At 62.3% G+C, this 13,165-nt stretch carries 12 protein-coding genes; 6 read left to right on the forward strand and 6 right to left on the reverse strand.

What is annotated here, in order from left to right; all coding sequences use genetic code 11:
• Window positions 1-103: 103 nt before the first annotated feature.
• Entirely contained in the window at window positions 104-1,471 is a 1,368-nt protein-coding gene (locus AC3WN7_RS19250) for an NAD(P)-dependent oxidoreductase (protein WP_102674547.1), read from the forward strand.
• The gene (preA, locus tag AC3WN7_RS19255; protein WP_102674548.1) at window positions 1,472-2,746 is read left to right on the forward strand and encodes an NAD-dependent dihydropyrimidine dehydrogenase subunit PreA; all 1,275 of its coding nucleotides are present in this window, start codon (window positions 1,472-1,474) and stop codon (window positions 2,744-2,746) included. It begins immediately after the preceding gene.
• Between the two features lie 124 nt (window positions 2,747-2,870).
• Here the strand turns inward: preA and AC3WN7_RS19260 are convergent, their stop codons facing one another.
• On the reverse strand, window positions 2,871-3,491 hold the full coding sequence (locus tag AC3WN7_RS19260) for a TetR/AcrR family transcriptional regulator (protein WP_095967653.1): 621 nt from the start codon (window positions 3,489-3,491) through the stop codon (window positions 2,871-2,873).
• Window positions 3,492-3,724: 233 nt separating this feature from the next.
• Between AC3WN7_RS19260 and AC3WN7_RS19265 the strand changes: the two genes are divergently transcribed.
• The 4 genes from AC3WN7_RS19265 (at window position 3,725) to AC3WN7_RS19280 (ending at window position 7,947) form a co-directional block, all read left to right on the forward strand.
• Window positions 3,725-5,020: an OprD family porin gene (locus AC3WN7_RS19265; protein ID WP_102674549.1), complete on the forward strand. Its 1,296-nt coding sequence runs from the start codon at window positions 3,725-3,727 to the stop codon at window positions 5,018-5,020.
• A 263-nt stretch (window positions 5,021-5,283) separates the two neighbouring features.
• On the forward strand, window positions 5,284-6,108 hold the full coding sequence (locus AC3WN7_RS19270; RefSeq protein ID WP_102674550.1) for an NAD-dependent epimerase/dehydratase family protein: 825 nt from the start codon (window positions 5,284-5,286) through the stop codon (window positions 6,106-6,108).
• Between the two features lie 52 nt (window positions 6,109-6,160).
• A complete protein-coding gene (locus AC3WN7_RS19275; RefSeq protein ID WP_102674551.1) occupies window positions 6,161-7,051 on the forward strand; it encodes an SMP-30/gluconolactonase/LRE family protein in 891 nt (296 codons plus the stop codon).
• 5 nt (window positions 7,052-7,056) lie between these two features.
• Window positions 7,057-7,947, forward strand: a complete 891-nt coding sequence (locus AC3WN7_RS19280; RefSeq protein ID WP_102674592.1) for an aldose 1-epimerase — start codon at window positions 7,057-7,059, stop codon at window positions 7,945-7,947.
• Here the strand turns inward: AC3WN7_RS19280 and AC3WN7_RS19285 are convergent.
• The 5 genes from AC3WN7_RS19285 to pqqC form a co-directional block, all read right to left on the reverse strand.
• A complete protein-coding gene (locus tag AC3WN7_RS19285; protein WP_102674552.1) occupies window positions 7,923-9,659 on the reverse strand; it encodes a PAS domain-containing hybrid sensor histidine kinase/response regulator in 1,737 nt (578 codons plus the stop codon). The genes AC3WN7_RS19280 and AC3WN7_RS19285 overlap by 25 nt on opposite strands.
• The gene (gene ercA / locus AC3WN7_RS19290) at window positions 9,643-10,806 is read right to left on the reverse strand and encodes an alcohol dehydrogenase-like regulatory protein ErcA (RefSeq protein ID WP_007972176.1); all 1,164 of its coding nucleotides are present in this window, start codon (window positions 10,804-10,806) and stop codon (window positions 9,643-9,645) included. Before ercA ends, AC3WN7_RS19285 begins: the two co-directional genes overlap by 17 nt.
• 201 nt (window positions 10,807-11,007) lie before the next feature.
• Window positions 11,008-12,150 carry a pyrroloquinoline quinone biosynthesis protein PqqE gene (gene pqqE, locus AC3WN7_RS19295; RefSeq protein WP_102674553.1) on the reverse strand — a complete coding sequence of 381 codons (1,143 nt, stop codon included), beginning with the start codon at window positions 12,148-12,150 and terminating at the stop codon, window positions 11,008-11,010.
• Window positions 12,128-12,400, reverse strand: coding sequence for a pyrroloquinoline quinone biosynthesis peptide chaperone PqqD (pqqD, locus tag AC3WN7_RS19300; RefSeq protein WP_007972043.1), 273 nt, complete (start codon window positions 12,398-12,400; stop codon window positions 12,128-12,130). The genes pqqE and pqqD overlap by 23 nt, the downstream gene beginning before the upstream one ends.
• Window positions 12,397-13,149, reverse strand: a complete 753-nt coding sequence (gene pqqC / locus AC3WN7_RS19305; protein WP_095967647.1) for a pyrroloquinoline-quinone synthase PqqC — start codon at window positions 13,147-13,149, stop codon at window positions 12,397-12,399. Before pqqC ends, pqqD begins: the two co-directional genes overlap by 4 nt.
• Window positions 13,150-13,165 lie beyond the last annotated feature (16 nt).

Raw genomic sequence — 13,165 nt, forward strand, 5'->3', positions numbered from 1 at the left:
GATCCTGTGGGAGCGGGCTTGCTCGCGAAGAGGCCCGCACAGACAACACAAAAAACAATGCCCATTCAGAGGCAGCACCTCAAATAACCGTGAGGCCAACACCGTGATCAAGACCCTGGACCACCTTCCGCATCCCGTTGAGAATGCGGCCGCCCTCGCCGGCCATTTCACCGATCTGGCGCCGCCGCTCAACGAGCGCCAGGCGCACCTGGAAGCCTCGCGCTGCCTGTATTGCTACGACGCGCCCTGCGTGAATGCCTGTCCGAGCGAAATCGACATTCCCTCGTTCATCCGCAATATCCAGCAGGACAACGTGCAAGGCGCCGCGCAGAAGATCCTCTCGGCCAACATCCTCGGTGGCAGTTGCGCCCGGGTGTGCCCGACGGAAATCCTTTGCCAGCAAGCCTGCGTGCGCAACAACGCCCACGAATGCGCGCCGGTCATGATCGGCCTGTTGCAGCGCTACGCCGTGGACAACGCCCACTTCAGCACTCACCCGTTCCCGCGTGCTGCCGCCACCGGCAAACGCATCGCCGTGGTGGGCGCAGGTCCAGCCGGGTTGTCCTGCGCCCACCGCAGCGCCATGCACGGGCATGACGTGGTGATTTTCGAGGCGCGGGAAAAAGCGGGCGGCCTCAATGAATACGGGATCGCCAAATACAAACTGGTGGACGACTACGCGCAACGGGAGCTTGAGTTCCTGCTGGAAATCGGCGGAATCGAAATCCGCCACGGGCACAAGCTCGGGGACAACCTGACCCTCAGCGAACTGCATCAACAGTTCGATGCGGTGTTCCTCGGCCTCGGGCTCAACGCCAGCAAACAACTGGGCCTGGCCCACGAAGACGCGCCCGGCCTGCTCGCCGCCACCGACTACATCCGCGAACTGCGCCAGGCCGATGACCTGAGCCAATTGCCCCTGGCCGACCATTGCATCGTCCTCGGCGCGGGCAACACCGCCATCGACATGGCCGTGCAAATGGCCCGTCTCGGCGCCCGTGACGTGAACCTGGTGTACCGGCGCGGCGCTGAAGACATGGGCGCCACCCATCACGAACAGGAGATTGCCAAAGCCAATCAGGTGCGGCTGATGACCTGGGCGCAACCTGAAGAGGTGCTGCTCGATGACCACGGCCGGGTGCGCGGCATGCGTTTCGCCCGCACCCATCTGGTCGAAGGTCGCCTGCAAACCACTGGTGAAACCTTTGAACTGGCCGCCGACGCGATCTTCAAGGCCATTGGCCAGGCCTTCGACAGCGACGCCCTCGCCGATCCGCTGGCGCGCGAACTCAAGCGTCAGGGCGAGCGCATCGCCGTCGATGAACAGCTGCGCACCAGCATCCCCGGCGTGTATGCCGGCGGCGACTGCACCAGCCTCGATCAAGACCTCACCGTGCAAGCGGTGCAACATGGCAAGCGCGCCGCCGAGGCGATCAACACTCAACTGATGCTCAACGTGGAGGCTGCGTAAATGGCCGATCTGTCGATTGTCTTCGCCGGCATCAAGGCACCCAATCCATTCTGGCTGGCCTCCGCGCCACCCACCGACAAAGCCTATAACGTGGTCCGCGCCTTCGAGGCCGGCTGGGGCGGCGTGGTCTGGAAAACCCTGGGGGAAGATCCGGCGGCGGTCAACGTGTCGTCGCGCTACTCGGCGCACTTCGGGGCGAACAGGGAGGTGCTTGGCTTTAACAACATCGAACTGATCACCGACCGCTCGCTGGAGATCAACCTGCGGGAAATCACCCAGGTCAAAAAGGACTGGCCGGACCGCGCGCTGATCGTGTCCTTGATGGTGCCCTGCGTCGAGGAATCCTGGAAACACATCCTGCCGCTGGTGGAAGCCACTGGCGCCGACGGCATCGAACTGAACTTCGGTTGCCCCCACGGCATGCCGGAACGCGGCATGGGCGCCGCGGTCGGCCAGGTACCGGAATACGTGGAACAGGTCACGCGCTGGTGCAAGACCTATTGCTCGCTGCCGGTGATCGTCAAGCTCACACCGAACATCACCGACATCCGCGTCGCCGCCCGTGCGGCCCACCGTGGCGGTGCCGATGCGGTTTCGCTGATCAACACCATCAACTCGATCACCAGCGTCAACCTCGAGCGCATGGTGGCCAATCCCATGGTCGGCAGCCAGAGCACCCACGGCGGTTACTGTGGCTCGGCCGTCAAGCCGATTGCCTTGAACATGGTCGCCGAAATCGCCCGTGACCCGCAGACCCAAGGCTTGCCAATCAGCGGCATCGGCGGCATCAGCAACTGGCGCGACGCTGCGGAATTCATCGCGTTGGGCAGCGGCGCGGTGCAGGTGTGCACGGCGGCGATGCTGCATGGCTTCCGGATTGTCGAAGACATGAAGGACGGTTTGTCACGCTGGATGGACAGTCAGGGCTACGCCAGCGTCGCGGAATTTTCCGGGCGCGCGGTGGGCAACACCACGGACTGGAAGTACCTGGACATCAACTACCAGGTGATCGCGAAAATCGACCAGGAGGCGTGCATCGGCTGTGGTCGTTGCCACATTGCCTGTGAGGACACCTCGCACCAGGCCGTGGCCAGCCTCAAGCAAGCGGATGGCACGCACAAGTATCAGGTGATCGATGAGGAGTGCGTGGGCTGCAACCTGTGCCAGATCACCTGCCCGGTGCAGGACTGTATCGAGATGGTGCCGGTGGAGACTGGCAAGCCGTTCCTGGACTGGAATCATGATCCGAGGAATCCGTATCACGTCAGCCCTTGAAATCTGCGGCGCCTGATCTGGCGCCTTCGCGAGCAAGCCCGCTCCCACAGGGATCGCATAAACACCGAGATCCCCTGTGGGAGCGGGCTTGCTCGCGAAGAGGCCGGCACAGTCAACATAAACCTCAAGGCTCCAACCCGATCCCCCGCAAAATCACACGGGTCACCGTCTGCACTGCTTTTTCAAATTGCATGTCCGACAGCGGCTGGTGGTCGTTGAGAATATTCACCTGGTGATCGAAGTCGGCATAGTGCTGGGTCGAGGCCCAGATCATGTACAGCAGGCTCGACGGCTCCACCGGCAGGATGCGTTTGTCGTCCACCCACTGGCGGATTTTCGCTTCCTTCATCTTGGCCCAGTCGTACAGGCTCGCATCCAGCGCTGCGCCGAGGGTCGGTGCGCCGTGGATGATTTCGTTGGCCCAGACTTTCGAACCATAAGGCCGGCTGCGGGAATGGTTCATCTTGGCGCGGATGTAGCTGCTGAGCACCACGCGCGGGTCGTCGAACATCTCGAAGCACAGCGCGTCCTGCTTCCAGACTTCCAGCAAATCGAACAGCACCGCGCTGTACAGTTCGGTCTTGGTGCTGAAGTAGTAATGCAGGTTGGAACGCGGCAGTTGCACTTCAGCGGCGATGTCGGCCATGGCCGTGCTGCCGAAGCCCTTTTCAGCGAAGACCTTTTCCGCCCCCAGCAGGATTTTTTCGACGTTACTGCGACGAATCTCGATCTTGTGATTGCCCATGCGGGTCCCCGACAACAGCGTTGAGCAAGACTAGCATCCGCTCTGGACTGCGGCGACAGGGGAAAACGAATCTTCGTACAGCCGCAGTCAGAAAGCTGAACGTCTAATCCACCCCGCCACAAGTCATCGTATAACTTCCGATTGACAACCCCCAAAAATCCCGCAAATATCGCTCGCAATGTTGTACGACGACGTATGACAACTATAAAAACAAGAAACAAGGGAGCGTCACAGTGAGCAAGCTCGTCCGCAATTCGTCCGCCCGTTCTTCGCGTGCATACCCTTCTCGTCGTCATACCCTGAGCCTGATCGGTTGCAGCGGGCTGGCCTTCGCCTTGCCCATCACCGGCCAGGCCGCAGGTTTCACCGACGACGCCAAGGCCACGCTGAACCTGCGCAACGCCTACATCAACCGCAACTACACCAACCCGGCCTACCCCCAGGGCAAGGCTGAGGAGTGGACGCAAAACTTCATACTCGATGCCAGGTCCGGGTTCACCCAGGGCACCGTGGGCTTCGGTTTAGACGTACTGGGCCTGTATTCGCAGAAGCTCGATGGCGGCAAGGGTACTGGCGGTACGCAACTGTTGCCGATCCACGACGACGGCCGCCCCGCCGACAACTTCGGCCGCCTGGGCGTGGCGCTCAAAGGCAAGATTTCGAAAACCGAATTGAAGGTCGGCGAATGGATGCCGGTGCTGCCGATCCTGCGTTCCGACGACGGTCGTTCGCTGCCGCAGACCTTCCAGGGCGCCCAGGTGACGTCCACCGAAATCAGCGGCCTGACACTGTATGGCGGTCAATTCCAGAAAAACAGCCCGCGCAATGACGCGAGCATGGAAGACATGTTCATGAACGGTAAAACGGCGTTCAGCTCCGACCGTTTCAACTTCGGCGGCGGTGAATACGCGTTCAATGAAAAGCGCACGCAGGTCGGCGTCTGGTACTCGGAACTCAGCGACATTTACCAGCAGCAATACTTCAACCTGACCCACAGCCAACCCGTCGGCGACTGGACCCTGGGCGCCAACCTGGGCTATTTCATCGGCAAGGAAGACGGCAGCGCCAAGGCCGGTGACCTCGACAACAAGACCGCGTTTGCCCTGCTCTCGGCCAAATATGGCGGCAACACCTTCTATGTCGGCCTGCAAAAGCTCACCGGCGACGACGTGTGGATGCGGGTCAATGGCACCAGCGGCGGCACCCTGGCCAACGACAGCTACAACTCCAGCTATGACAACGCCCGGGAAAAGTCCTGGCAGGCGCGCCACGACTACAACTTCGTCGCCCTCGGCATTCCCGGCCTGACCCTGATGAACCGCTACATCAGCGGTGACAACGTGCACACCGGCGCGATCACCGATGGCAAGGAATGGGGCCGCGAATCCGAACTGGCCTACACGGTGCAAAGCGGTGCGCTGAAAAACCTCAACGTGAAATGGCGTAACGCGAGTATCCGCAAGAGTTTCAGCACCAACGAATTCGATGAAAACCGCATTTTCATCAGCTACCCGATTTCGTTGTTGTAAATCCCGGGATCAAATCCCCCCCCTGTAGGAGCGAGCTTGCTCGCGATGGTCGTCAACGATAACGCTGGAAACCTGATACCCCGTGGCGTTCTCAGGTTCATCGCGAGCAAGCTCGCTCCCACAGGACGGACAGGACAAGACAGGACGACCCTCCGTCAATTTCCACCAATGCCGCGTTGACAAGAGCCGGAAAGCCTAACGATACTTCAACCAAGTCATACGACAACCTACAACAAACCAATAACAGCGCACCCAGGATTCCCATGACGACCACAGCAACCGCCCGCCCCCCTTTCAACCGCCTGCTGCTGACCGGCGCCGCCGGTGGCCTCGGCAAAGTCCTGCGCGAAAGCCTGCGCCCTTACGCCAATGTCATTCGCCTGTCGGACATCGCCGACATCGCGCCCGCCATCGATGATCGCGAAGAAGTGATGCCGTGCGACCTCGCCGACAAGCAAGCGGTGCATCAACTGGTCGAAGGCGTGGACGCGATCCTGCACTTCGGCGGCGTGTCGACCGAGCACTCGTTCGAACAGATCCTCGGCGCCAACATCTGTGGCGTGTTCCACATCTACGAAGCCGCGCGCCGCCATGGGGTGAAGCGGGTGATCTTCGCCAGTTCCAACCATGTGATCGGCTTCTACCGGCAGGACGAAGTCATCGACGCCCACTCCCCTCGCCGCCCCGACAGCTACTACGGCCTGTCCAAGTCCTACGGCGAGGACATGGCCACGTTCTACTTCGACCGCTATGGCATCGAGACCGTCAGCGTGCGCATCGGCTCCTCGTTCCCCGAGCCGCACAACCGGCGGATGATGAGCACCTGGCTGAGTTTCGGCGACCTGACGCAACTGCTCGAACGCGCCTTGTACACCCCGAACGTCGGCCACACCGTGGTCTACGGCGTGTCCGACAACAAGGACGTCTGGTGGGACAACCGCTACGCTACGGCCCTGGGTTTTGTCGCGCAGGACAGCTCCGAACAGTTCCGCGAAAAAATCGAAACCCAGCCGATGCCTGCCGCCGATGATCCGGCGCGGCTGTACCAGGGCGGCGCCTTTTGCGTAGCCGGCCCGTTCGGTGACTGAACCTTCGCACCCCGCTTGATCCCCACAACAAGAACCAAGGGAATGAGTTGCCATGCAAGCCGAATTGATTGTCGACGCCCGTAACGCAGTCGGTGAAAGCCCGGTCTGGGTGCCTGAGGAAAGCGCTCTGTACTGGGTCGATATTCCCGCCGGCGGTTTACAGCGCTGGAGTGCCGACACCGGGCAGGTGGCTACCTGGAAAACCCCGCAAATGCTCGCTTGCATCGCGCCTCATGCTGACGGCGGCTGGGTCGCCGGCATGGAAAGCGGGTTCTTTCGCCTGCATCCGCGCAACGACGGCAGTCTCGACAGTGAACCCTTGGCCCACGTCGACCATGCCCGCGCCGACATGCGCCTGAATGACGGCCGCTGCGACCGTCAGGGCCGCTTCTGGGCCGGCAGCATGGTGCTGAACATGGCCGCCAACGCCGCCGACGGAAGGTTGTACCGCTACAGCGCCGGACAACGCGGGCCGCTCGATTCCAGGCTGAGCGGGTTCATCGTGCCCAACGGCCTGGGCTTCAGCCCGGACGGGCGCACCCTGTACCTGTCCGACTCCCATCCGCAGGTCCAGCAGATCTGGGCCTTCGACTACGACATCGAAACCGGTACCCCTTCCAACCGCCGCGTGTTCGTTGACATGAACCGGCACGAAGGTCGACCCGACGGTGCGGCGGTCGACGCCGATGGCTGCTACTGGATTTGCGCCAATGACGCCGGCTTGATCCACCGTTTTACCCCCGACGGCCGGCTTGACCGTTCCCTCTCCGTACCGGTGAAAAAACCCACCATGTGCGCCTTCGGCGGCCTTCGACTGGACACACTGTTCGTGACCTCGATCCGCCCCGGCGATGACCATGACCGGCAATCACTGGCCGGGGGGGTGTTCGCGCTCGATCCTGGCGTGAAGGGATTGCCGGAACCGCGATTTCAGGATCAGTGATGACGATGACGCCCGCACTTCTCGAGCTCGAAGACGAATACACTCAGCTGACCCTCGCCCCCGAACTCGGCGCCAGCATCGTCAACTGGACCGTGCGCAGCAGCGGACAGCCCTTGCTGCGCCACGCCGATGAGCACGCCCTGAACACCGGCCTGCCCGGCAAGCTCGGCTGCTTTCCCTTGATCCCCTGGTCCAACCGCATTGCCGAAGGCGGTTTCGATTGCCCCGATGGCTGGCTGGCACTGGCGCCCAACAGCCTCACCGATCCCCTGCCGATCCATGGCAGCGCCTGGCAGCAGACGTGGGAGGTGGTTTCCCGGTCGGAAAATGAAGTGGTCCTGCAACTCGACAGCACAACCCCTTTCGCTTATCGCGCCCGGCAACGTTTCCATTTGAACGCGGGCAAGCTGAGCATCGAATTGAGCGTTACGCATCTGGCCGAACATGCCGCCTGGCATGGACTGGGACTGCATCCGTATCTGCCGCGCACCGCCAACACCCAACTGCAGGCCGCAGCCCGAGAGGTATGGTTGTGCAATGAGAAAAAACTACCGACGCAACTCAGCGCATTGCCGGTCGAGTGGGATTTTCAGCAGCTCAAGCCATTGCCCGAATCGCTCGTGGACAACGGCTTCTGCGAATGGAACGGCCACTGCCTGATCCGCCAGCCCGACCTCGGATACGAACTGGACTGCCAGGCCACCGGCAGCGATTACTACCTGCTCTACTGCCCCGTGGGCCTGGAATTTTTCTGCATCGAACCGGTGAGCCACCCGGTCAACGCGCACCACCTGCCCGGTCGGCCGGGGTTGCGCTTGCTGGAGCAAGGTCAAGCCACCGCACTGGGCTTGACCCTGCAGTATCGGCCGTATCAGGCAGACGCCCCCAACAGTTGACTCAACACCGCTCGCAACTTGCCAGGCTTCACCGGTTTGTTCAGCAAGGGGGCGTTGAGCCGCTGCAACGCACGCCGACAATGGTCGGTGCGGTCGGCAGTAATGATCACCGCGGGAATATCCTGGTGGAAATGCTCGCGCAAATGTCGCACCACATCACAGCCGACCACCCCGTGATCGAGGTGGTAGTCCGCGAGAATTAGGTCCGGCGCTTGCCCGCCTAACGCCGCCAGCGCAGCCGCTTCATCGGTGGCGACCAGAACGTCGCAGCCCCACTGCCCGAGCAACGCGCCCATGCTCTGGAGAATGCTCACTTCGTTGTCGATCACCAGTAAACGGCGTCCGGGCAACGGGTTGCCGGTGCCCGGCTGTGGCACCGCCTGGCTCACGGGCAATGGAACCTCGTCGGATAACGGCACCTCGATGCTGAACATCGAACCCCGCCCCGGCAACGAGTGAACGCCAATCCTGTAGCCAAGGATCTTGGCGATGCGCTCGACAATCGCCAACCCCAGGCCCACGCCCTTGCGGTCGGCGGCGCGGCCGACGTCCAGTTGGTTGAACTCGAGGAAGATCGAATCGAGCCGGTCGGCGGCGATGCCACGCCCGGTGTCCCAGACCTCCAGGCGCAACATCTCGCCCCGACGCCTTGCCGCCAGCAGGATGCTGCCTTCATCGGTGTAGCGGCAGGCATTGCTGAGGAAGTTGCGCAGGATCCGCGTCATCAGGCGCAAGTCGGTGCTGATGGCGTAATCGGCCAGGTGCACCCGCAGGTTCAAACCGGCCGCCTGGGCGACGGACTGGAACTCCGACACCAGAGGCCCCAGCAATTCGTCGAGGCGGTATGACGCAACGTCCGGCTTGACCGCGGCCTGATCGAGCCGGGAAATGTCGAGCAGATCCGTCAGCAGGTCTTCGGCGCCTTCCAGGGCCTGGTGAGTGCGTTCCACCAGCACCTGTTCGGCTTGCGGCAACTTGCGTTCGCGCAAGGTCGAAATCAGCAACCGCGCGGCGTTCAGCGGTTGCAGCAGGTCGTGGCTGGCAGCGGCGAGGTATTTGTCCTTGCTGTGGTTGGCGGCCTCGGCGGCATCACGGGCATCGCGCAAGGCCTTGGCAATCTGTTTACGCTGGGTGATCTGCTGCTGAAGGTTACGGTTGGCTTCGAGCAATTCATCGGTGCGCGCGACGACGCGCTGCTCCAGTTCGTCATTGAGTTGCTGCAGGCGTCGCTGGGCCAGTTTGCGCTCGGTGATATCGGAGACGAACCCTTCCACCAGGCCTTCCTGGCCGGGTTTGAGCAGCAGGTTCATCAACACATCCAGGTGACTGCCGTCCTTGCGTCGCAAGCGGGTTTCATAGCCGTGCAGGCTGCGCTGGTGCCTGAGGATTTCGCCGATGGCTTCCAGTTCCTGCGCGCCGTCGACGAACAGGGTGCTGCCCAGGTCAGTCAGGGAGAACAGCACCTCCTGCGGGTCCTGGTAGCCGAGCATGTGTGCCAGCGCCGGGTTGGCGGCGCGCATGCCATCGTGCAGGCTGGCCTGGAAGATCCCGTGCACCGCGTTTTCGAACAGCCACTTGTAGCGGTTGCGCTCGGCTTCCAGATCATCCAGGCGCGCGGCCAGTTCCGGGTAATGACTCTTGCGCGCCGAGTGGCTGCCCAGCCCCAGCAGCCCGGTCAGGGCCCGTTGTTGCTCGTCAGAGGGCTTCGCCATAGACGACCTCGACATCACGCTGGCTGGATTCGCGCGGGTTGGTCAGGATGCACGGATCGTGCATCGCATGCTGCGACAGGAACGGAATGTCCGAGGTCCTGACGCCATGCAAGCCGAGGGTTTCGTGAAAGCCGATGGCGTGCTTGAGGGCGATCAGGTGTTCGACCAGGCGCCCGCAGATCTGCCGGTGATTCAGGCCCCGGCAGTCGATGCCGAACGTCTCGGCGATCACCTTGAAACGCTCCGGCGCCGAGTTGTAATTGAACGCCACCACATGCTCGACCAGCACCGCGTTGCACAGGCCGTGGGGCAGGTCGAGAAAACCGCCGAGGCTGTGGGACATGGCATGCACCGCGCCCAGGATGGCGTTGGAGAACGCCAGCCCGGCCTGCATGCTGCCGAGCATGATTTTCTCGCGCAGGGCAATGTCGCTCGGGTTGGCGATCATCTGCACCAGGTTGCCATTGATCAGGCGCATCGCCTCCAGCGCATGAGGATCGGTCAACGGCCCGTGGCCGGTGGACACGAAGGCTTCGATGGCATGCACCAAGGCGTCGATGCCGGTGCAGGCCGACAGGAACGGATCCATGCTCAGGGTGGTTTCCGGGTCGATCAGCGAAACGTCCGGCACCACGGCCTTGCTGACGATGGAGAACTTCATGCGCTCCTGCTGATTGGAAATGATCACGAATTGCGAGACATCGGCCGAGGTGCCGGCGGTGGTCGGAATCAGGATCAGCGGCGGGCTGGGCACGCGGATGGTGTCCACGCCCTCGAAATCGAGAATGCTGCGGCCATGGGCGACGACAATGCCGATGCCTTTGCCGCAGTCCATCGGGCTACCGCCACCCACGGCGACGATCACGTCGCAGTGGTTTTCCCGGTACATTTCGGCACCGAGCATCACCTCTTCAACCCTAGGGTTGGGCGAGACATCGCTGTACAGGCAGTATTCGATGCCCAGCGCCTGCAGGCTGGCCTCGACATCGGCGACCCAACCGGCGGCGATCACGCCGGGGTCACTGACCACCAGGACCTTGCGTGCGCCAAAGGTCTTGGCGTAATTGCCGACACTGTGCCGGCTACCGGCACCGAAGATGATTTCGGGGGAAACGAACTTGCGCAACTGGTTGAGACTCTGGCTCATTGGAAAGCCTGTTTTTATTGTTTTGGAAGGTAGAAACCACACTAAACCATCCAGCTGTGAATGCAATCAGACCAATGGCTGGATTCACCACAGCCCCCCTGTAGGAGCGAGCTTGCTCGCGATGGTGTGTCAGTCGACACCCATTTTTCTGACACTCCATCGCGAGCAAGCTCGCTCCTACAGGGGGTTGTGTCGTTCGGGTTAGCCGCGATAGATCAGCTGCGAAGCCTTCGCGTTGCGCAGCGTCAGGTGTTCGATCCCCAACCCCGGTGCCTCGGCTTCCTCGCGGGCCTTGAGGATCACCCCGTGATGGGGCGACTTGCTGCACACCGGGTCGGCATTGGCGGCATCGCCAGTCAGCATGAAAGCCTGGCAGCGGCACCCTCCCAGGTCCTTGTGCTTTTCGTCGCAGGAACGGCACGGCTCTTTCATCCAGTCGTCGCCGCGAAAACGATTGAAGCCGAACGAGTCGTTCCAGATGTGCTCGATACTGTGCTCGCGCACGTTGGGAAACGCTACCGGCAACTGCCGGGCGCTGTGACAAGGCAAGGCGGTGCCGTCGGGGGTGATGTCGAGAAACAGGTTGGCCCAACCGTTCATGCAGGTCTTGGGACGCTCCTCGTAGTAGTCCGGGGTGACGAAGATCAGCTTGCACGGGTGGCCCTGGGCTTCAAGGCGTTCGCGGTATTGGTTAGTGATGCGCTCGGCGCGCTGCAATTGCTCGCGGGTGGGCAGCAGGCCGACGCGGTTGAGTTCAGCCCAGCCGTAGAACTGGCAGGTGGCCAATTCGACAAAGTCCGCCTCCAGCTCCAGGCACAGCTCGATGATCTGCGCGATCCGGTCAATGTTGTGCCGATGGGTGACGAAGTTCAGCACCATCGGATAGCCCTGGGCCTTCACCGCACGGGCCATGGCGAGTTTCTGGGCAAAGGCCTTGCGCGAGCCGGCGAGCATGTTGTTCACCGCTTCGTCGGCGGCCTGGAAGCTGATCTGGATATGGTCCAGCCCGGACACCTTGAAGTCGCGCACCTTCTGCTCGGTCAGGCCGATGCCGGAGGTGATCAGATTGGTGTAATAGCCCATGTCCCGGGCGGCCTTGATCAGTTCGGCGAGGTCCTGGCGCACCAGCGGCTCACCGCCGGAAAAGCCCAACTGCGCGGCGCCCATGTCCCGCGCCTCGCGGAATACGCGAATCCATTCTTGCGTGCTCAGTTCCTCGCCGTGCCGGGCAAAGTCCAACGGATTGGAGCAATAGGGGCACTGCAACGGACAGCGGTAAGTCAGCTCGGCGAGCAGCCACAACGGCGGTCCGGGCAGCGTCTCACTCGATCCAGAATTGCGCATGGGCCACCTCCAGAAACGCCAGCACGTCTTCGTCGATCCCGGGTACGCCGGGGAAATTCGCGCTCAATCGCTCAATGATCGCCGCCACGCTGCGCTGGCCATCCACCAGATCGAGAATCTGCCCGGCACTGGCGTTGAGCTTGATCATGCCTTCGGGGTACAGCAGCACATGGCAGTCCTGACGGGGCTCCCATTGCAGACGAAAACCGCGACGCAAGGCCGGTGACTGCTGGCGATCGATCAGGCTCACAGGGCGATCCCCCGGTGCCAGACATTGTCGCCGGTAACCGTGTGATACGGCGGGCGCGCAAGTTCGTAGGCCATGCTCATGGCATCGAGCATGCTCCACAGCACGTCGAGCTTGAATTGCAGGATCTGCAGCATGCGTTGTTGCCCCTCGGCCGTCACGTAGTGCGCCAGGGTGATGCGCAACCCATGCTCGACATCGCGCCGTGCCTGACTCAGGCGCGTGCGGAAATAGTCGTAGCCGGCGACGTCGATCCACGGGTAATGGGTCGGCCAGGCATCGAGTCGCGACTGGTGGATCTGAGGGGCAAAGAGTTCGGTCAGCGAACTGCTGGCCGCTTCCTGCCAGCAGGCGCGACGGGCGAAATTGACGTAGGCGTCCACGGCGAAACGCACGCCGGGCAGCACCAGTTCCTGGGAGAGGATCTGCTCGCGATCCAGGCCCACAGCCTCGCCCAGGCGCAGCCAGGCTTCGATTCCGCCCTCGCTGCCGGGGGCGCCGTCGTGGTCGAGAATCCGTTGCAGCCACTCCCGGCGCACGTCGCGGTCCGGGCAGTTGGCGAGAATCGCGGCGTCCTTCAGGGGAATGTTGATCTGATAGTAGAAGCGATTGGCGACCCAGCCCTGGATCTGCTCGCGGCTGGCGCGGCCGGCGTACATGGCTTGATGGAAAGGATGGTGGATGTGGTAGTAGGCGCCCTTGGCGCGCAGGGCGGCTTCGAATTCGCTGGGGGACAGGGGGGTGTCGGTCATTGCGGGTCTCCGGGGA

The organism is Pseudomonas sp. FW305-70, from assembly GCF_058783925.1.